General features: G+C 42.5%; 20 protein-coding genes. 4 read left to right on the top strand and 16 right to left on the bottom strand.

The window, feature by feature from the left end; genetic code table 11:
• Positions 1–82: 82 nt before the first annotated feature.
• The 4 genes from G9G57_RS19345 to G9G57_RS19360 all read right to left on the bottom strand — a co-directional run bounded on the left by G9G57_RS19345 (position 83) and on the right by G9G57_RS19360 (position 2380).
• Positions 83–391, bottom strand: a complete 309-nt coding sequence (locus tag G9G57_RS19345) for a hypothetical protein (protein ID WP_164965463.1) — start codon at positions 389–391, stop codon at positions 83–85.
• Positions 382–588, bottom strand: a complete 207-nt coding sequence (locus G9G57_RS19350; RefSeq protein ID WP_164965410.1) for a hypothetical protein — start codon at positions 586–588, stop codon at positions 382–384. Before G9G57_RS19350 ends, G9G57_RS19345 begins: the two co-directional genes overlap by 10 nt.
• A 293-nt stretch (positions 589–881) precedes the next feature.
• A complete protein-coding gene (locus tag G9G57_RS19355) occupies positions 882–1145 on the bottom strand; it encodes a hypothetical protein (RefSeq protein WP_164965431.1) in 264 nt (87 codons plus the stop codon).
• 128 nt (positions 1146–1273) lie between these two features.
• Positions 1274–2380 carry an SDR family NAD(P)-dependent oxidoreductase gene (locus G9G57_RS19360; RefSeq protein ID WP_025677047.1) on the bottom strand — a complete coding sequence of 369 codons (1107 nt, stop codon included), beginning with the start codon at positions 2378–2380 and terminating at the stop codon, positions 1274–1276.
• Positions 2381–2947: 567 nt separating this feature from the next.
• Between G9G57_RS19360 and G9G57_RS26455 the strand changes: the two genes are divergently transcribed.
• Together G9G57_RS26455 and G9G57_RS19370 are read left to right on the top strand one after the other, a co-directional pair.
• Positions 2948–3034, top strand: coding sequence for an HNH endonuclease (locus tag G9G57_RS26455; protein WP_164965464.1), 87 nt, complete (start codon positions 2948–2950; stop codon positions 3032–3034).
• Between the two features lie 18 nt (positions 3035–3052).
• The gene (locus G9G57_RS19370) at positions 3053–3526 is read left to right on the top strand and encodes an SMI1/KNR4 family protein (protein ID WP_164965432.1); all 474 of its coding nucleotides are present in this window, start codon (positions 3053–3055) and stop codon (positions 3524–3526) included.
• Between the two features lie 569 nt (positions 3527–4095).
• On the opposite strand, the gene G9G57_RS19375 is transcribed toward G9G57_RS19370, so the two are convergent.
• The 8 genes from G9G57_RS19375 to G9G57_RS19410 form a co-directional block, all read right to left on the bottom strand.
• A protein-coding gene (locus G9G57_RS19375; protein WP_446724834.1) for an IS3 family transposase occupies positions 4096–5258 on the bottom strand; the annotation gives its coding sequence in 2 pieces (ribosomal slippage) (positions 4096–4994 and positions 4994–5258; 1164 coding nt in all).
• A gap of 137 nt (positions 5259–5395) precedes the next feature.
• A complete protein-coding gene (locus G9G57_RS19380) occupies positions 5396–6535 on the bottom strand; it encodes a 5-methyltetrahydropteroyltriglutamate--homocysteine S-methyltransferase (protein ID WP_019686866.1) in 1140 nt (379 codons plus the stop codon).
• Positions 6536–6659: 124 nt separating this feature from the next.
• Positions 6660–7562: a LysR family transcriptional regulator gene (locus G9G57_RS19385; protein ID WP_016819664.1), complete on the bottom strand. Its 903-nt coding sequence runs from the start codon at positions 7560–7562 to the stop codon at positions 6660–6662.
• Positions 7563–7698: 136 nt separating this feature from the next.
• Complete coding sequence (locus G9G57_RS19390; protein WP_019686865.1) at positions 7699–9108, bottom strand: glycoside hydrolase family 1 protein; 1410 nt, start codon at positions 9106–9108, stop codon at positions 7699–7701.
• A 74-nt stretch (positions 9109–9182) separates the two neighbouring features.
• Positions 9183–11063, bottom strand: coding sequence for a beta-glucoside-specific PTS transporter subunit IIABC (locus tag G9G57_RS19395; protein ID WP_164965433.1), 1881 nt, complete (start codon positions 11061–11063; stop codon positions 9183–9185).
• 183 nt (positions 11064–11246) lie between these two features.
• Positions 11247–12104 (bottom strand): BglG family transcription antiterminator LicT, encoded by an 858-nt coding sequence (gene licT, locus G9G57_RS19400; RefSeq protein ID WP_019686863.1) that lies wholly within the window; start codon positions 12102–12104, stop codon positions 11247–11249.
• 242 nt (positions 12105–12346) lie between these two features.
• The gene (locus G9G57_RS19405; protein ID WP_016819660.1) at positions 12347–12682 is read right to left on the bottom strand and encodes a carboxymuconolactone decarboxylase family protein; all 336 of its coding nucleotides are present in this window, start codon (positions 12680–12682) and stop codon (positions 12347–12349) included.
• Entirely contained in the window at positions 12679–13065 is a 387-nt protein-coding gene (locus G9G57_RS19410; protein ID WP_164965434.1) for a tautomerase family protein, read from the bottom strand. Before G9G57_RS19410 ends, G9G57_RS19405 begins: the two co-directional genes overlap by 4 nt.
• 112 nt (positions 13066–13177) lie before the next feature.
• Between G9G57_RS19410 and G9G57_RS19415 the strand changes: the two genes are divergently transcribed.
• Positions 13178–14068: a LysR family transcriptional regulator gene (locus G9G57_RS19415; protein WP_164965435.1), complete on the top strand. Its 891-nt coding sequence runs from the start codon at positions 13178–13180 to the stop codon at positions 14066–14068.
• A 124-nt stretch (positions 14069–14192) separates the two neighbouring features.
• Here G9G57_RS19415 and G9G57_RS19420 read toward each other — a convergent pair whose 3' ends face one another.
• From G9G57_RS19420 to G9G57_RS19435, 4 genes are all read right to left on the bottom strand, one after another.
• A complete protein-coding gene (locus tag G9G57_RS19420) occupies positions 14193–16121 on the bottom strand; it encodes a PTS fructose transporter subunit IIABC (RefSeq protein ID WP_164965436.1) in 1929 nt (642 codons plus the stop codon).
• 67 nt (positions 16122–16188) lie between these two features.
• Positions 16189–17100 (bottom strand): 1-phosphofructokinase, encoded by a 912-nt coding sequence (gene pfkB, locus G9G57_RS19425; RefSeq protein WP_164965437.1) that lies wholly within the window; start codon positions 17098–17100, stop codon positions 16189–16191.
• 2 nt (positions 17101–17102) lie between these two features.
• Positions 17103–17849, bottom strand: a complete 747-nt coding sequence (locus G9G57_RS19430) for a DeoR/GlpR family DNA-binding transcription regulator (RefSeq protein ID WP_164965438.1) — start codon at positions 17847–17849, stop codon at positions 17103–17105.
• Positions 17850–18266: 417 nt separating this feature from the next.
• Positions 18267–19349, bottom strand: coding sequence for an ankyrin repeat domain-containing protein (locus tag G9G57_RS19435; RefSeq protein WP_164965439.1), 1083 nt, complete (start codon positions 19347–19349; stop codon positions 18267–18269).
• A gap of 204 nt (positions 19350–19553) precedes the next feature.
• On the opposite strand from G9G57_RS19435, the gene G9G57_RS19440 reads away from it, so the two are divergent.
• Positions 19554–20228 (top strand): Crp/Fnr family transcriptional regulator, encoded by a 675-nt coding sequence (locus tag G9G57_RS19440; RefSeq protein ID WP_025364524.1) that lies wholly within the window; start codon positions 19554–19556, stop codon positions 20226–20228.
• Positions 20229–20281: the final 53 nt, after the last annotated feature.

A 20281-nucleotide genomic window follows, 5' to 3' on the forward strand; every position in this document is an offset into this window, starting at 1 on the left:
ATAATAAGCCTCGATTCTTGACCGACTGAATCAATTGAACGGCTCCATATAAACTATCTGGCGCGTCATCATATGTACAATTTCAATTGTAGTCCTTTACCTGATGATTATACCTGAGGTTATCTGCATTGAACAGAATACGACCCTTCCTAACTTCTGGCTCCAGACTAATAATGCGCTTATGTTTCTGCTCGTTGGAATGTACACTTTCTACGGGCGTATGTATTTTCACTTTCCATAACTCTTCTTCAAATTTCTGCTTCATATAGCTTTGCGCTTGATTCACCTCAAAACCAAGCTTATCTACAGGATAAAGCTTCAATTTTTCAATACTCACTTGAAATAAATCATCCGGCAGCAGTTTATAAATATTTCCATCCATCACATACATTTGCTTCGTCCTTCGTTGCTGACCAAAATCGAAATTGCCGAATAATCTCTTTTCTTCCCCGCTTTAATAACTGGATCAATGTACATGGCTAGTTCCACCTCCTCAATCAGGCAACCTGTCCCATTGGGCGGCTTGAAATGCTTCTCCATATACTGCTTAAGCAGCTCAGCCTGTCGCTGCTCTTCTTGCTTTATCATGTCAATGGGTATAACTCCTTTCTCAAATTCACTATAAAATCATCACAAAAATTTCTACTTCCTTTGCTGACGGCTCTGTTTCTACAAATAGAAGCTCCCCCTCCACGACAAAAAGAGTGGCTTCTCACTACTCGATATTTGTATTTGCCATAGCTTCCGCCATATCCTGCTGTGTTGTTAGGGTATAGATATTGGTCATTGCTACATGACCATGTCCAAGGAATTGCTGGATGGTCGTCAATGGAGTCGTTTTACCAGCTTATAGCCAAGTGTATGTCTAAGCATATGTGGCATCACCACTTGGTCGGACGTTCTAATACTTCCGCAAATTTGGGATATTTTCTACGGTAGTCGCCTAATGTCCAAATATGAATACTAAGTCGTCTCGCTATCTCCACATCTGTTGTCCCTTCACGTACCCAAACGGGAATAGCCTTCAGTCTTGACACAATAAATTGATCATACTTGGTCAGTATCTTCGGCTTGTTCCTTTTTGGTTTTTCATTATTTTTGCTGATCTTCTGTTCACCTCCAGCACGAAAAAAAGGAACAGCCAACTATCGACCATCCCCCATATGTATCAACTTACCCTGACAACAATCCACACTCCTCTATACGAGCTTATAATATATAGATGTACAAGGACAGCCTCTGGCTACTCTCGTTATAATAATATGAATATCTTTTACCAATCCACTTGTTTATAATCCTTTAAAAACACACCCGTGAGTGGTCTCTCTGCGTCTTTTCCTTCATAGATTGGATCGCAAATTCTAGCAGCAGCATCATTAAAATCCAATGGTAGATTTATCTCTCGACTAGCCTTTACCTGTTCTGGAAACTGATTTGATACCCAGCCAGGATCTACGCTAGTTACAAATATTCGATGCTTTTTATACTCTTTAGACAAGGTTAGGGTCATCATATTAAGCGAGGCTTTTGCCATGTTGGTGTGGACATGATATCCACCTTTTCTTTTCATCTGAAATCGGCCTTCTGCTGCAGATACGTTTACAATAAATCGATTTTGATTAGGACTCCTCATCATAGTATCCTTCAACTTTGTGTTGAGCAAAAATGGAGCGGTCACGTTGATTAGTTGAACTTCGAGCATTTCAACCATGGAAATTTGATGGGACTGAGCTGTCCATGAATTTTGAAACGAATGATTGTGACTTACTACTCCCATTTCTTGATTAAAAAGCTGTAAATTTTGAATATCTTTTGTTTCATTCGTAGATTTATCAAAGTAAGAGATAGTCGTGCTGTTAGCAAGTAGACGTTGGTTGTCCATTATTTGTTTTTGGAGTTCCACTTCATTTAATGTTAATTCCTTATATTCCTCTTGCGACATTCTTACCGTCTGAGCAGCATTATTTATAATGATGTCCATGTAGGGAAACTCTTTATCTATGAAACAGGCAAACATTTCTACCCTTTCAATTTGGCGAAAATCTAATTCGTAGATATGGATGCGATCTTTCCAATTTTCAAAATCAGGCTCTTGAATATAACGCTGTAGTGCATCATACGGAAAACGGGTTGTCAAAATGACTCGTGAACCGTCTCGTAATAGGCGTAATGCTGTATGATATCCTATTTTTGTTCGTCCACCTGTAATCAATGCGATGTAAGATTCTAAATGATGCTTGGCTAGACGTTTTTTTTCATTGTATTCGCCACATGATTGGCACAGCTTTACATAGTGTTCATGAGCTACAATATTTGATTCTTTACAAACATAGCATCTATACTGTCTGCCATTATCGTTTATTTTTTCATATTTTCTCATTTTATCACCTTAATTATTATTTACACATATAATAACATATGGTACAATTTTCTTACACAGTAGCTTAATTAAAGTGCCCGCCTTTCACGCGGGAGAATGAAGGTCTCAATCCTTTCTGTGTATGGTGATAGTTTAATGAAAATACCTTCCCGTCAAGAAGGAGATGGAGGTCTAACTCCTCCTCACCTTTAAAATTACAATAGGATGGTCCTTAATTCTTGCTTTCTTGAGAGTTAGGGACTTTTTTTGTTCTCATTGTATATAAGCTTAATTCTAACTTATCGTAGCAAATTGACATGAAACGTATAGCTGACCTAATAAAGTCGGCTTATATAAATTAAAACTGCCATGTTCTTTCAAACTATAAAATCTATACTTGATAATTTCAGTATTTCTTGTCAGGTAATAAAAAGTTTGATGAACTATTAGATGACTTTGTTACGGTTTATGCAGAAAGACTATTTGAAGAAATTTGATCCTAAACAGTTCTAATGGCTTGATTCACAACTTCCAGGTGGAACATGTATGCCTGGAACAATATGAAATAATTCCGAAATTGACGATAGAATGGAATTAGTACCTTTTGGAATACATAATTTCATAAATCATAAGGGCGGAAGAGCTCCCGGTGGTTGGGCGCATGCTAAAAGATAAGAATAGGGAGTGAAAAAAGTGAGATTGGATGTCAATACAATTGTTTTTCCATTGCCAACCGACGAATTATTAAATGTGGTTGAGCGAAGCTTGAGAGTCTCATTTCCTAAAACTTATAGGTTTTTTATTAAGGAAAATAATGGAGTTGTACCTGTCACAAATGTGTTTAGTTTTAATCATCATGAATATATAATTGAAAAATTTCTTTGTATATTGAATGATAGTGAATCTGATCCTATTAATGGATGGTATGATATTGAAGTTATTATTACTCAAATAGGTGATAGATTAACTGATAATGAAGATTTAGTGGGGATGAATGTAGTTCCTATTGCAGCGCTTTTTTCAGGGGATTTAATTTGTTTGGATTTTAGAGAAACGGAAGAGCCTACTATAGTTATTTGGTTTCATGAAGAGTCGGAGGAGTTTTCTCCTATGACACAAAAAGTCGCCTCAAATATATCTGAATTTTTTGAAACGCTAAAAGAGTAGTGTTTTTCTAGTTCATGTTAGCACGTGATGAATAGACTCCACCCAGTGCCGAATAAGTCGGGCGTCTAAGTCCAAGTGGCCTAACTCGAGTAATGCCTTTATAAAGATTTCGCCATTTTGATTATACACACATCAATGCTTAAATTTCATTCCCTAAATCACTCTATTCCGTTACGTTTGAATAGGTCGATTATGGTTAGATATCACCATGATTGACCTATTTCTTGTTATTCATATTAATTAAATAGAATTTTTTACAACATTTAAATTTCATGTTCAGAAATTTCTTAATGAAAAATGAGTTGGTGAGAGAATCGTGATCTTCTCCACCGACGAATTAAATAGGTTATCATCATTTTGTTCCAGCATATCGTCGTGTGCTTAAAACTTGTATGATTTCTATCGACACGTCGTTAATTTCCGTTTGCTGCTCATTCTCCTGCTCCAGTGTTAGCTTCTGCTATGCGTTGCTCGTTAGTTTATAGAAGTCTATAAGGTTTTTGTCTTTCTAATGTGGTGGTGATTAATGGTCATACCCCTGTCAAGTAGACAGAACTAAAAAGACATCTTTAAGCAGCAACCGTTTCTCGGTATTCAATCGGGGAACGGTTGTTTAATTTTTTCTGAAATCTATTTTCATTATAAAAAGAAATGTACTCCCGTACGTGTTGTTCTACCTCCGCTAGGGTTCCGGGTTTCGTTAAATAAATCTTCTCTGTTTTAAGATGGGAGAAGAAGGATTCTATACAGGCATTGTCTAGGCAATTTCCACGCCTTGAATGGCTCCTAAGTATTCCAAGCCGCTTAAGTTTGCGGTTAAACGGCTTGGAGGTATACTGAAAACCCTGGTCTGAATGGAGAATGACACCCTCCATGTTCACGTTCTTACTTAGAACGTCTAGGGTCTCGCTAACTAGAGCAAGGTCATTTCGTTCCGAAAGACGCCAAGCCACGATTTCATTGTTAAACAGATCTTGAATGACAGAGAGATATACAAACCGCTCTCCAGCTCGTATGTATGTAATATCGGTAACCAGCTTGGATAAAGGAGAATCTGCCTGAAATTGTCGATCTAATCGGTTGGCATTTACCACAGATGCCTGTTTGCCAAAGAAGCGCCGCTTCTTTCGAATGACGGAACGGATCCCTAATTTCTTCATTAGGCGGTACACCTTTTTGTGATTGACCAAGATACCTTCTCTACGTAAAGCGACGGTCATCCGCAGATAACCAAAATAGGGATGGATCCGGTGGATCGACAACATATGCGATTCCAGAAGCTCTTCTTCTTGCTTACGCTGCTGGGTTGTTTGCTGAGTCTTTCTCCATTTATAATATCCTGCCCGAGAAACATGGGCTAATTCAAGTAACCATTTCAACGAATATCGTGTTCGCATTCCCTCAATAATTTCAAACCTCGCTTCTTTCCTCGTCACTCCTTGTGTAGATTTGGATACTGCTTTTTTAAATATTCAATCTCCGCCCGTAGATACGCCATCTCCTCTTCCATACTGGAAAATTTCGTTTTGGGTCGTCCCTGCCTTGTGGTCGTTGGCTGGAGGTTCTCCCCCGCTCGATGTTTCATCACCCAGCTTTGCACTTGGGATTTATTACGAATGTCCAATTGTTTCGTCACTTCACGAATACTCATATGTTCTTCGTTCACCAACCAGACTGCCTCCATCTTTACATCTAAGGAGTATTGCCGGAATGATTGTCCCTTTTTAGCCATGAAAAATCCCCTCCGTTCAACAAGATTAAGTCCATCTTAACAGATGTCTTTTCTCTCTTGTCTACTAGAAGGGGATAATACCACAAGTGGCGTGTTTTAGTAATCACGAATCTCTCCAGTTCAATTCCCCTAAACTCTTACTTCCAGATCTCGTCCGCAATCTCTTTTATGAAAGCAAGCTTTTTCCACTGCTGCTCTTCTGTCAGAATATTGCCCTCTTCTGTGGAAGCAAAGCCGCATTGTGGGCTAAGGCAGATGTGGTTGATGTCCACGAATTGAGTTGCTTCCTTAATACGGTTGATGACCGTTTGCTTGTCTTCCAGCTCACCCGTTTTGGAGGAAACGAGGCCCAGAACGACTTGTTTTTCATCTTTCAGATGCTTAAGCGGTGTAAAATCACCTGCACGATCGGTATCGAATTCGAGGTAGTAGCCGTCGATGTTATCGATGCCGAACAGGGTTTCGGCTACAGGCTCATAGCCGCCTGAAGATGCCCAGGTGGAATGGTAGTTACCACGGCATACGTGGGTTGTAACGACCAAATCGGCTGGAAGCCCCTTCACGGTTTCCTGATTCACGCGAGCGAATAGCTTTTTGGTATCTTCCACATTTTCACCCGCATGCTGTCTAGCTTGCCAATAGTTTTTATCACAGAGCATGCCCCATGTGCAATCATCCAGTTGCAGGCTGCGGCAGCCTTCATTATACAGCGCTTGGATCACAGATTTGTAGGCTTTGGCAATGTCTGTCACCAGTTCATCTAGATTGCTGTAATACGTATCGGTTGTTTCTTTATTTTCTCCGCGCAGCAGCTCAGCCAGGAACTGCGCAGGTGCCGGAATCGTTTGACGAGCAATGGCATCCTCTCCTGCCACTTGTTTCAGGAATTTGAAATCTTCAATGAAAGGATGATGAGAATGTCCGATTTTACCGGACAAGCGTGCGGTTTCCGCTCTTGTTTCCACACCTTGGAATTGGTAGCCGTTTGCAAGCTGTACCTTTTCCACGCCGTTCAGTCCCCACATAAAATCAAGATGCCACCAGGACCGTCTGAATTCACCATCCGTCACAGCTTGAAGTCCTACGGATTTTTGCTTTTCGACCAGCTTGATAATTTCTTCATCTTCAATCTTTCTCAGCTCGTCCGCAGAGATTTCATTATTTTGAAATTGAGTTCTGGCGTCTTTGATCGCTTGCGGGCGCAAAAAGCTTCCGACCATGTCATGTCTGAAAGGGGTCACTTTACGTTGGGATGCATTGTCAAGGATGCTGCTCATTAGGGTTATCTCCTTTTTCGCTTCAGTAGTGAAGTTGTTGTAAGAAAGATAACATACATTTTCAGCTATAAGGTAACTCCAATAAACTATAGCTAGTTATAGCCTAAGGCTATATCAAACTTTTTTATTCCCCTATCGCCTCATGCAACGCTTCTACATAGACAGTAGCCAGCTTGGAGAGCGCGACGTTTTTATGGCAAATCCATCCTACATTAATAGACTCATCACACTCCAGAGGGACGGAAATTATCTCGTTACCGTTCAGATCCGCACTAATTACCCCAGTAGAAATGGTATAGCCGTTCAAGCCAATAAGCAGATTAAAAAGGGTCGCCCGGTCATTAACATGAATGCTTTTGGGATGCGACAACGTACTCAGAATTTCCTCGGAGAAGTGAAAGGAATTGTACTCCCCTTGCTCAAAGGACAGGTATGGATAAGGATGAAGCTGGTCAATGGTCACGCTAGACTGCCGGGATAGCGGATTATTGGCACTGATAAAGATGTGCGGCTTGGCCGTAAACAGGCTGTTGAATTGCAGATTTGCATCTTTTAGCAGCTTGTTGATGACCTTGGCGTTAAATTCGTTCAGATACAGGATTCCGATCTCACTGCGCAGGCTTTTGACATCCTGTATGATTTCATGGGTTTTGGTCTCCCGCAAAGCCAGTTCATATTCATCCTGTCCATATTGATTCACCAGATTTACGAATGCATTTACTGCAAAAGCATAATGCTGCGTGGACACAGCAAAATGCTGTGGTGAAGGCTTGGCATCCAGATAGCGATTTTCCAGCAACTCCGCCTGCTCAACAACCTGACGTGCATAACCGAGGAATTCCACGCCTTCTTTGGACAAAGAAATGCCTTTATTGGTACGTTCAAAAATGGTGATATGAATTTCTTCCTCCAGATCGCGAATCGCGTTCGACAGACTGGGCTGGGAAATGAACAACCGCTTCGCCGCCTCATTCATGGAGCCACGATTGGTAACCTCGATGACATATTTTAATTGTTGTAAGGTCAATGCATGATGTCCTTTCCGTTTGTGTTTCTTCTATTATATAATACATAATCACGCTTCTGGGCAAAGGGATAATAGAAACACCTCCTCAAAATGGTAACATCCATTTCAAGGAGGTGCTTTTGCACGGTTGTATTAATTAACGGACTTCACCGTTTGTAGCGATCAGCTTTTGATACCAATAGAAGCTTTGTTTACGAATGCGGCGCAGATCTTTGAGATCAAATTCCTCACGATCCACATAGATGAATCCGTAACGCTTACTGGAGCCCTGGTGGGTACTCACAAGATCAATCGCAGACCACGGACAGAAGCCGAATACGTCTACGCCGTCTGTAATAGCCAATTGAATCTGCTCGATATGCTTGTTGAAGAAGTCAATACGATAAGGATCGTTTACTACATCCCCTTCTTCCAGCTTGTCAAAAGCGCCCAAGCCGTTCTCTGTCACGATTAAGGGCAAGTGGTAGCGAGAATATATTTGACGTAATGTACTTCTAAAACCGACCGGATCAATCTCCCAGCCAAACTCTGTCTTTTGCAGGTTGGGGTTCACAGAGCCCCGGTATGCTCCGGGTTCACCCACAATTTCATGCTGATCGCCTGTATGTGAAAAATCATTTCCATCATCCAAACTTTCCCCTACGGTTTGAGAGGTATAGTAGTTAAAGGCGATAAAATCTGGATTTCCTTTCGCTAATATATCCATATCCCCTTCTTCAATAACAGGCTCATAGCCCTTCTCGACCAAATAACTCCAGGCAATGTGGTTGTAGCGGCCAAATACAGCCATATCCAGGTAGAGCCAGTTGCGAATAGCTGCATAGTTGTCAGCTGCCAGCGTATCTTCCGGTTTGGAACTAGCTGGATAAATGACCCCAATATTCGGTGCTGGTCCAATTTTCGCATTAGGTAGCATGTCATGGCACAATACCATTGCCTTCGCCTGCGCAACTAACATATGATGATTTTGTTGATACAGTACCTTTTGTGGATTTTCCAGACTTGTATCCAATGTACCAATAGAACCAGGATGGAGAATCAGCATGTTCTGTTCGTTAATGGTTAGCCAGTATTTGACTCTGTCCCCAAAGTTCTCAAACAACGTTTTGGCATACTGCTCGAAGGCATCAATCGTTTCTCTCTTGGACCATCCGCCTTGTTGTTCAAGCGCATAGGGCAGATCAAAGTGATACATAGTAACAATGGGCTCAATACCATATTTAATTAATTCGTCAATCAATGAGCTGTAAAATGCAATTCCCTTCGGATTGACTTCACCCGCGCCTTGTGGATAGATGCGTGTCCAAGCGATCGAGAAGCGGTACGCCTTAAAGCCCATTTCAGCCATCAGAGCTACGTCCTCTTTGAACATATGGTAATGATCACTGGTTACCTTAAAATCAGTGACTCCTTCGACGTGGTTAGCCATGTCAATGACAGAGGGTCCTTTTCCATCTTCGTCCCATGCACCCTCTACTTGATAGGCGGAAGTTGAACCTCCCCAGAAGAAGTTTTCAGGAAATGCCTTCAATTGATTATGTTTCATGCTATAGTCCCTCCAGTTATCGTTATATCCTTCTGATTTCGCAATTCATGTACGTGAGGATGAGCTTTCCTGTATTACACCACCAAAGTTAGCAATACTTCATTTTTTTGAATCTGCTCCTGACTTGTCTCAAATACGTCCACTTTGTTTTTCGTCAGTGTGACAATGACAGGGGTTACGATTTCGTACCCTGCTTCTATAATCTGCTCTCTGTCAAATTGGATTAACAAGTCCCCTTGTTTTACGATATCTCCCTCTTGAACGACCGGATTAAAATGCTTTCCTTTCAGCGCGACGGTGTTAATTCCGATATGAATTAATATCTCCGTACCCGCCTTGGAAGTCAAGCCGATGGCATGTCCTGTAGGGAACAGCGAGGTTACAACTCCATCAATAGGCGCTACGACCTCACCGACAGATGGTTCAATGGCTAAGCCTTTTCCCATTGCCCCTGTAGAAAATGCCGAATCATTCACTTGGCTCAGTGGTGTAGTCTTGCCTGTGATCGGGCTATATATCGTTTCTTTCTTGATGTCAACAGCCTTAGTTGCTGTAACAGCTGGTAGAGGTTCTTCCGTCTTAACGGCCTCAACAGTTGCTGCCGTCTCCCCCTTCACTTTGCTTTCATACCCAAAAATAAGAGTCAGCACCGTGGCTACCGCGAACGAGCATGCAATGGCAATCACGTAAACCAAGGTCGGCGTATAGACTGGAATCGCAAAAATGTTGTGAAACACATAAGCCGTCATTTTCACTCCAAAATGTCCATTGATGGCACCGCCTATAGCCCCTGCGATAATGACAATTGGAATGACTCGTTTAAAGCGAAGCACCAGACCATACACAATCGGCTCTGTTACACCCGCCAGCAAGCCTGTAATACTCGTGGAACCCGCAAGGGTTCTAATTGTTTTATCTTTTTTCGCCTTCAGGAAGATACCGAATGCGACACCAATTTGAGCAAATACAGCCGCAGCCGCCATAGCCTCAATCGGATCACCGCCAACACCAATATTTTGAATCGTGATCGGGGTAAAGCCCCAGTGAAGTCCGAAGACGACCATAAAGGTCATAAAACCGCCAAGCACAATCCCTGACAAAATGCCGCTTACACCGATTAACCATGTCACACCCGAAGAAATCCAATCTCCTACTGTTGTACCAAACGGTCCGAATGCTATTGCAGATAAAGGAACCATAATCATTAAAGCCAACATCGGAACTAAAAACAGCTGCAAATCCTTAAGAATGATCTTCTTCAAAAACTTGTCTACCAACGCATAGATGCTGATAGATATGAATATCGGAAAAACACTCGCTGAGTAGTTCATCATGACCACCGGTATTCCCAAAAACGATACATCAGAACCTTTGTCCATCAGTCCCGTAAAGTTGGGTTCCAGGAGAGCTGCACCGATCACACCAGCTACATAAGGATTCGCCTTTAGCTTTATACCGAGCGTAATCCCTAGTAAGATCGGCAAGAAGTAAAATACAGCATTCCCGGCAGCAGACAGAATCAGATAGGTATCACTTGTTGCGGACATCCAGCCCAGCAAGGTCAAAACCGTCAAGAGTGCTTTCAGCATCCCCGAGCCTGCCATCGCCGGAATCAACGGGGAGAAGCTGCCGGAAATAACCTCAAAGATTGTGGATATGACGGATGTCTTTTTTCCGCTGGATTCGTTAGCCGTAGAGGCGTCTGACCCAAAATCCATGTTTTTCATGATTTCCGTATATACATAGGCAACATGGCTGCCAATTACAACTTGAAATTGTCCTCCGCTTTCAACAACAGTAATGACTCCCTCGTGTTTCTCAAGCGCTTCTCTTTCGGCTTTTCGTGAATCCTTCAGGTCAAATCGGAGCCGTGTAGCACAATGGACAAGCCCATTAATATTTTCTTCTCCTCCAACGAGACGTACGATATCCTCGCCCATTTTCTTATGGTCCATGTTCATTCTCCTCTTGGGCAGATTGCCTGAAAACAAAAAAATACCTAAACGAAAGGCCTGCATGATCATAGAAAATGATCACTGCCATTCATTTAGGTATCGCCTGCTTATCAGTAACAATCCTTAAATTTAAGTTGTGAGCCTACTATAAAACACTCCGAAATCGTTTGCAAGCTTTTTTTTCTAAGCATCAGCCAAATCATTTCTGGAGGTTACACGCTGTATATGAATCGTCAAATACACTTTCTCGTCAATCGACATCGCACTTTCATGCTTCAATTCCAAGTATTGATTAATTAATTGGGTGCATTGAAAAGCCCTCTCGTATTTCTCTTTGACTTGGTCATACAAGAAGTTATCCCCTGATGCTAATTGCTCTTGTTCATTGCTCAGCAAGCGTTGGGCAAAGTACTGCAAATGTGTAATAAATCGCGAATAATTAAATGAGGTTTCATCTAGGGTAATCTGATAGTAATCGGTTACAATATTGAAAATATCATCAATGACCTCTGTAATCTCAACTGTTTGTTTCATTCCCTGTCCGTCTTGTCTTGCATTAACAAAATGCATGGCAATAAAGCTTGCTTCATGCTCATCCATTTGAATGCCAAATTGAGCATGAATGATGTCCAATGCATTCATACCGATCATAAATTCTTTTTTGTAAAATTTTTTGATTTGCCATAACAGTGAATTTTTAAGCCCCACGGATTTTCTATATCGAGAGATGGCAAATTGGATATGGTCAATCAACGAAATATAGATATTATCACTAAAAATATCTCCCATTTCTTTTTTGGCGCTGCCTACAATTTCATCCGCCACCTTTAAATACTCTACAGATGTCTCCCCAATGAGATCAATTAATTTTTGTGGAATTTTATCGGACTTTAATACAAAGGTTTTTTCTATTTTTTCTTCATCGACCCTTTGTCCATTTTTCTTTTTAAAACCCAGACCGTTCCCTATGACAACAAACTCATGACCTACCTGATTTTCGGCCCGAATGACATTGTTGTTAAATATTTGCCGGATGATCATCTATCTGCTCACCTCATTGATGTAATAACAAAGTTGGAATAACAAAAAAAACCAAATAACGACTAAGTCCATTAGTCATTATTTGGGTATCGCCTGCTTATCAGTAACAATCCCGAAGGACACTATGCCCCTCATTCAATTACTCTTACTATACCGCTTTCAAAGCAGAATAACAATACAATCATGCCAAAAAACCGCCAAACACTCGAAATCCCTGTGCTCAGCAGTTTTTAAGTTGATGCTTAACGTTCTTTTTCTTTGCAAAATATGTCTTTGGCAACCTGAACTGCTGAGGCTGCCCGCGGCCATCCTACGTAAAAGGCTAGCTGTGTAATGACCTCAATCAATTCTTCCTCCGAAATCCCGTTCTCCTTGGCCAGGTTCAGATGATAAGGAAGTTGATTCACATGCTCCCCCGCTACCAGAGCGGCAACTGTAATGAGACTCCGTTCCCTAAGAGATAGCTCACTTCTTCTCCATACATCTCCAAAAAGAACCTCCTCCGTATAGGTTACAAAAGCGGGTGCAAAATCACCTATCGTTTCCCGAACACTCGATCTTATTAATTTATGCTTCATAATATCATCTGGGCAAGTCCGTTGCCAAAGGACCAATCCTCTAATTCGGTCTCTACCAGTGTCACAAATACATCCTCCGGTCTAATCTTGCATTTAATAGATATGAGTTCGGCTAATCTTTGGTAAAAACTCTTTTTTTGTTCCGTAGTTCTACCCGATCCCATCGTAATTTGGATATAAAGCAGCTTGTCTGTTCTGGATATATTCAAATAATCGGAACTATAATAAAACTCGTTCTGCTTATGAGCATGAAAAGCCTGAAAATAATCTTTGGGCGGGACCTGAAAATGTTCAATCAAAGCATTCATGATACAGCGGCTAATGCCAGGCAGCTCCTGCTCTGTGTATTGCTGCTCCATATAGCCTACTCGTACAAAGGGCATATGCATTCTCTCCTATCCGTTGGGATAAGATGATTGTACTCTCCTTATCTTCATCTGTATAATTGAAAATAATCATAAATATATTCAATTTTATTGATGGAGATGAGTTCGTATGGATCTGAAAGAGTTAACTACGTTTCGTACTATTATTGAAGAAGGAACCTTCTCGAAAGCTGCCGCCAAATTAAACTACGCACAATCTACAGTCACGAACCAAATCCAAAGGCTAGAAAAAGAGCTGGGATTTCAGCTTTTTAAAAGAGGCTGGGATGCGGAATTAACCTCCTCAGGAAAAATGTATGCCCAAGAGGTTGACGGCCTTATTCGGCATTGGAATTTTGTAACGGACCAGGCGAAATCGCTGAAAAAAGAAGAGATTGGTACGCTCCATATCGGTGTAATTGAAACGGTAGCTACTATCGCACTGCCTTTGATTCTACGACAGTTTCGTGAGCATAAACCGAAAATCACATGCCATTTTACAGTGGGAAACACAGATGCACTCTCCAAAGCTTTGTTGGACGGTACATTGGATTTTGCAATCTCCGGCGAACCTCACTCCATTCCTTCCCTACATTTCGAACCTTTGTATCAAGAACAAATTGCTTTTATCGTGTCCCGCAGTCATCCCTTCGCGGCAAGAAATGAGCTTCAGCTCGAAGATCTGTATGAGTATCCGCTTATCGTCGGAGGTAAGAACTGCTTGTACCATATACGACTGGAGAAGGAGCTTTCCCGCTTCCCGTCGATGCCGTTTTTTTATACCGTCAGTCAAATTTCGTCTATACCCTCATTTGTACATACGTTTCCTTCGGTTGGAGTGGTTCTGTCGTCAATGCCTTTGCAGAAGGACCTGGTCACCATTCCTCTCCAGCTAACAGATCCGAATATCCCCATCGGACTATTACAAAACAATCAGCACCCACAATACCTGACTTCGGCCCAAAGGCTGTTTATGCAGTTGGTTAAAAAAACAGTGGGGAATGACTTCCATGGGAGCTGAAAATATTACGAGCCCATAAAAAAACCGCTAAACACCTCGATATACGAGTGTTTAGCGGTTTTCCTATGATACGACCAAGAGGAGTTCGGCTCCTCTTTTAATTTCTATACTCTTGTGATACTGGTTATTTCGTTTCAATTGGTTTTTTCCACAGTCCCAGAATGAGCGCAGAAATCACGGAGCCAATCGCCACTGCAAGCAAGAACAGCAAAGCATGATTGGCAAGCGCTGCTACAAAAATCCCGCCATGCGGTGCTGGAAGATTGATTTGCCAGAATTGCGTCAGACCGCCAGCAATCGCTGAACCTACAATACAAGAGGTCAGGACACGCAGAGGGTCAGCAGCTGCGAAAGGGATGGCCCCTTCTGTAATGAAGGACAATCCGAGTACATAGTTTGTCAAGCCAGACTTGCGTTCTTGCTCGGTAAATTTATTTTTGAAGAACGTCGAAGCTAGTGCGATTGCCAGTGGAGGCACCATACCGCCTGCCATAACAGCTGCCATCATAGCCCCGTTTGTGTTACCGCTGGAAGTAAAGACACCGATCGAAAATGCGTATGCTGCTTTGTTGAAAGGTCCGCCCATGTCGATCGACATCATTCCGCCCAGAATCAGACCCAAAATAACCGCATTACCAGTTCCCAAATTGTTCAGAACATTGACAAGCCAAGTATTAATACCACCAAAAATTGGATCGAACAGGTAGAACATAATCGCGCCTGAAATTAGGAGTCCAAATACAGGGTATAACAAGATTGGTTTTAAACCATCCAGAGCTTTCGGCAGACCTGCAAAAGCTTTACGCAGGAAGATAACTACATAACCGGCCATGAAACCAGCTGCCAGACCGCCAAGGAACCCTGCATTGGAGTTTACAGCCATCAGACCACCGACCATACCTGGCATCAGTGCTGGGCGGTCTCCAATGCTCATTGCGATAAATCCGGCCAGTATCGGAATCAGGAAGTGAAACGCACCTGTTCCTCCGCCAATCGTTTGCAGCAGTTGGAATAGTACATTATCTTCTCCAGCCACTTGTTCGATCAAGAAGGAAATCGCTAACAAGATCCCCCCGCCGACAACGAATGGCAACATATGAGAAATCCCGTTCATTAAATCCTTGTAAATTTTACTGCCTACGCTGGTCTTCTCGGCTTTTGACTCTTCAGCGTTGCCTTTACCTTCACTACGGTAAATTGGTGCTTCGCCGTTCAGCGCTTTGCGAATCAGTTCTTCAGATTTACGGATACCGTCACTTACCGGTCTTTGCAATACAGGTTTACCGTCAAATCTGGCCATTTCAACCTTCTTGTCAGCTGCAACAATGACGCCTTTGGCACGACGGATTTCATCTGCTGTCAGTACGTTTTGTGCGCCTTCCGAGCCGTTCGTTTCTACCCGGATATTGACTCCCATTTCTTTCGCTTTCTTAATGAGAGCGTCTTCAGCCATAAACGTGTGCGCAATGCCTGTAGGACAAGCGGTCACCGCAACTACAAACTCATCAGAATCCGGGTTGCCAACGATAACGTCCGGCGTTTGCTGTGCTTTGGCTGCCTCTTTCTTGGCCTCTTTTGCTTTCTTGGCAGCTTCTTCTTCCGCCTGCTTAGTATCAAATAGCTCGGTTACTTCATCCGGTGTTTGTGTATTCATCAGCTTGTCGATGAAATCAGTATCAATGAGCAACCGAGAAAGGGCAGCCAGTGTGCGAAGATGTGTGTTTGCTGCTCCCTCTGGAGCTGCAATCATAAAGAATACCTTCGCGGGTTCACCGTCCAGCGATTCGAATTCTACGCCTTTACTGCTTTTGGCAAAAACGACGGTCGCTTCATTCACGGCTTTCGTCTTGGCATGCGGCATCGCAATACCACCGCCGATTCCAGTGCTGGATTCAGCTTCGCGTTTGTATATCATTTCTTTGAACAAGGCCCGGTCATTAATACGTCCACTTGCTTCGAGACTGGTGATGAGTTCCTCAATCGCCCCGTCCTTTGTCGTCGCCTGCAGGTCCATGATCATCGTTTCTTTAATCATCAGGTCTGTTATTCTCATTGTTCACACTCTCCTAAGTTCGATCAGCGTGTAGACACACGCATAATAAGCTCATGCTGTAGCCAGATTACCGTTTTGAAATCGTGACTTGCGGCCGTAATTGTTCAATTTTCTCTCTCGTAGCCAGATCATCGGAGAACGCGGTTGCGCTTCCGGATGCCACTCCTGCACGGAAGGCTTCGATCGGATCGCCATGTAGAGCCAGCGTACCCACGAATCCAGCAATCATAGAATCACCTGCGCCTACAGAATTTTTCACCATTCCTGCTGGTACATTTGCGTGATACACTTCATCTGCCGTAATGAACAAAGCCCCTTCTCCTGCCATGGAAATGAGTACATTTTTTGCACCTGCTTCCAGTAGTTTACGACCGTAAGTGACGATCTCCTCCTCAGAATGAATAGTTACGCCAAACAACTCAGCCAGCTCATGATGATTCGGCTTGATGAGCAGCGGTTTATGAACCAAGGCCTTCATCAGCGCCTCACCTGTGGTGTCGATAACGAATTCAGCCCCGGTTTGCTGACATACGCGAATCAGTCGCTCGTAGAAGTCCCCTCCAAGGGATGGCGGGATGCTTCCCGACAAGACGACAATGTCATTTTTCTGGAGACTCGCCAGCTTTTGCACCAATGCATCGGCTTCTTGCTCACGAATCGCAGGCCCCAAACCGTTAATTTCCGTTTCATCACCATGCTTGAGCTTAATATTGATCCGTGTATCATCTTCGATCATTACAAAATCAGTTTTAATGGATTCTTCCCGCAATGTATCGTCGATAAACCTGCCTGTGAACCCTCCGAGAAAACCAATCGCCGTGCTGTCTGCCCCCAACTGGTTTAGTACACGTGATACATTAATTCCCTTGCCACCTGGCAGTTTTAAATCACGTTTCATCCGGTTCAAATCACCAAGCTTCAAATCGTCAACTTCCACGATATAATCAATGGAAGGGTTCAGCGTTACTGTGTATATCATCGTTATCCCTCGATTATCTTAGTTTTCTGTGCGATGGATCGGCGTGAACGTTCTGGCACCGATTCAGTAATAAGGATAGCTTCCTTGAGTTCGAACAGTTTGGCGAAGGTTACTTCTCCAATTTTGCTGGAATCGGCCAACACATATGTTTTGCCGGACAGCTGGTGGGCACGCCGCTTGATCAGCGCCTCTTCAGGATCAGGAGTGGTATACCCCATCTCCACGTCTACCCCGTTCGTTCCCAGAAAGCACTTGTCGAATCGGAAATTGTCCAAATTCTGTAGGGCAATACTCCCGATTACGGCTTTGGTATGAATTTTCATCATCCCTCCCAGTAGATAGCTTCTAATTCGTTTGCTTACCAGTGCTTCTACGTGGGAGAGACCATTCGTCACGACCGTCACGTCTTTAGCTTCAATGTAAGGAATCATCGCCATCGTTGTTGTTCCCGCATCCAGATAGATACATTCACCATCCAAAATTTCTTTGGCTGCCATACGAGCGACTGCGTTTTTTTGTTGAACGTTTTTGAATGTTTTTTCTTCCATGCCAGGTTCCTGACTTTTCTGATTCAGCATGGTTGCCCCGCCATGAATCCGCTTTAACAACTGACGGCCTTCAAGATCTATCAAATCACGCCGAATCGTTGACTCAGAAGCTCCCAAGAGATCAGCCAATTCCTGCAATTTTACAACACCACGCTCTTGTAAGCGCTGTATTATTAACTTGTATCTTTCTTCCGTCAGCATCTTCATTCCCCCAACTGTTCTTATCGTACCACAAACCTAGCAAAAAACAATCATTTTTCTTCAAAAAGATTCAAAAAAATTCATTCCAACTTCATTTTTTTACAAAATGGTGAATTCCTGCTCCAATAAGCATGATTGCGTTTACATTTTAAAGAAAATTCAGCTACTTTTATGTAAATTCATTCTTCTTACATAGGAATTCAGCAGTAAACGTTCAAAAACGTTCTGACCCTTTAATATGCCCCATCATATCCCTTGCTCCCTACGGTCTGGATTTGCTGTAGCTGTAATTCTCGATTCTTCAGCCAGCAAATCATAAAACTTCTTATGCCCTGGACGCGAGGGTCAGTACTGCAAGCTTGGATTAACTCAACAAGAGCCATGATTGCATGCATACCGCATTCATGGCTCACCTCGTTATGATAAATATTCACCCTCAATCATCTTCTCCAGGTAATCTCCCGGCTGCGCAAGAAACTCAGCAAAGCTGCATACATCCGCATATTCCTGATGCTCTTCATCGTAATAGCCCAGACACTTGTGCTTGGGATTCCACACCAAAAGGATATCCGAATAGTTATCTACTTCTAGAGACAAACGCAACAGCTTTTGCCGACCTACTTTCATCTCAACCGTATCTATGAAAGAGAAGAACTCAACAAATTGGATACCTAAATCATTTTCTGGAAGATCCACACGGAGCTGATCTCCCATCAGAAAGGCTACAAGATCCTTAGGAAGCTTGTAGCTTTTTAAGGTATGTCGTTTATTCTCCAGATTATGAAACGCTGGTGGTTCCACAGACTTTAGATATTCGGCCATTTCCACGTTCTTATTGCTAACAGCAATCGTATATGCACGATCTCCATCCTTTTCTGCCAGTGTCACATCAGCCCCATACTCTACCAGGTACTTCACCATCGCAAAATCATTATTTCGTGCTGCCACAGTTAAAGGAGTCGCTTTATAGGGATATACCATATTATGGGCATTGTAATTAATATCCGCACCATGCTCCAACAGTAGTGCCACGGTGTTCAGATCATGGTTACTAACTGCGTTGCGCAGCGTTGCCCCACCGTGCTGCTTTATATCGAGGCCAAGTTCGTGAATCAGCGGGATATTCTTTTTATTGCCATAATAGGCTTGCTCATAGGCACCAGATTTGACTTGATTTTTTCCGTCCAGCTTGGCACCATGAGCCACCACATAGCGGACAATCTCTTCTGAGCAGTAGCGAACAGCTGTTAAAAATGCAGGGCGATCTTTTGCATTGAGTTGAACTCCCTGCTCCACCAACAGCTTTAACACGTCCATTCGCTGAGAAATAAGCGCAAGGTCTAATGGACTTAACGTCGTATGTTTGCTGAGTTTAATTTCTTGTTCTATATCCCAGCCTTCGGTCAGCGCTTGGCGTAATGCCGATATATTGCCTTCTACAATATGCATTGCGATTTCGGGAAGAACGTCAAATTTGCCGATATCTTTTAATTGGATCATCGTATACCCTCACTCTTTATGTATCTATTATCATGCAAATCTATTTTATACCAATCTCCCCTTTACATAAATCCGCCTGACTTCCCAGTTTATTTGCTCACTTTTAATGCAAACAAGTGAGTAGTATAGGTGAAAGTACCTTAGAGAAGCTATAATTGTATAGTATTATGATTCTGTATACTCGATGCAACGAAAGGAGAACATATGAATAGCATTCAATACTTATCCCAATTCAATTTGCTACATAGTCTCTCACGAGAAGATTTGATTGAAATGGATCAAATGACCTCCATTACGACTCTACCAAAAAATACATTTATTCAAACCCCAGATACCTTTTCCGAAGGGCTTTATTTTGTGAAGAAGGGAAAAGTACGTCTATATAAGCTAAATGCTGACGGGAAGCAATTTACTTTGGATATCCTCAATGAGGGGAATGTATTTGGTGAAATGGATATGATTTCATTAGGGACAAGGGATATGTATATAGAAACGATAGAAGAATGCGATATCTGCCGGATGGACAAAGACCGCTTTGAGCATTTTTTAATACAACATCCCCGGTTTATGATGAACATGATCAAGGTGCTAAGTGACCGAATCTCAGGAATGAGTAGTCTGGCCCAGCATTTAGCCTTGGGAAATTTACAGGATAAAATTTTATATGTTCTTTTAAAATTATGCGATCAATTTGCCCTTCAAAGTCATGATGAGTATTACAAAATTGATTTCCCGCTTTCTCACCAGGAAATAGCACATTTGGTTGGAGCCACCCGTGAGGCTGTAACAACCGCTCTACAGGAGCTCGTCAAAGAAAGGGTCATTAAGACCGGCTTTAAGACAATTTACATCCATCGCCAAAAGCTAGTGAAGTTGTAAGCTACATTACATCTTTCCTCCTGACAAAAGAATTATCGTATACCTACCAGCAA

Origin of the sequence: Paenibacillus sp. EKM211P, from assembly GCF_011066175.1 — a bacterium.
GTDB classification, from domain to species: domain Bacteria; phylum Bacillota; class Bacilli; order Paenibacillales; family Paenibacillaceae; genus Paenibacillus; species Paenibacillus polymyxa.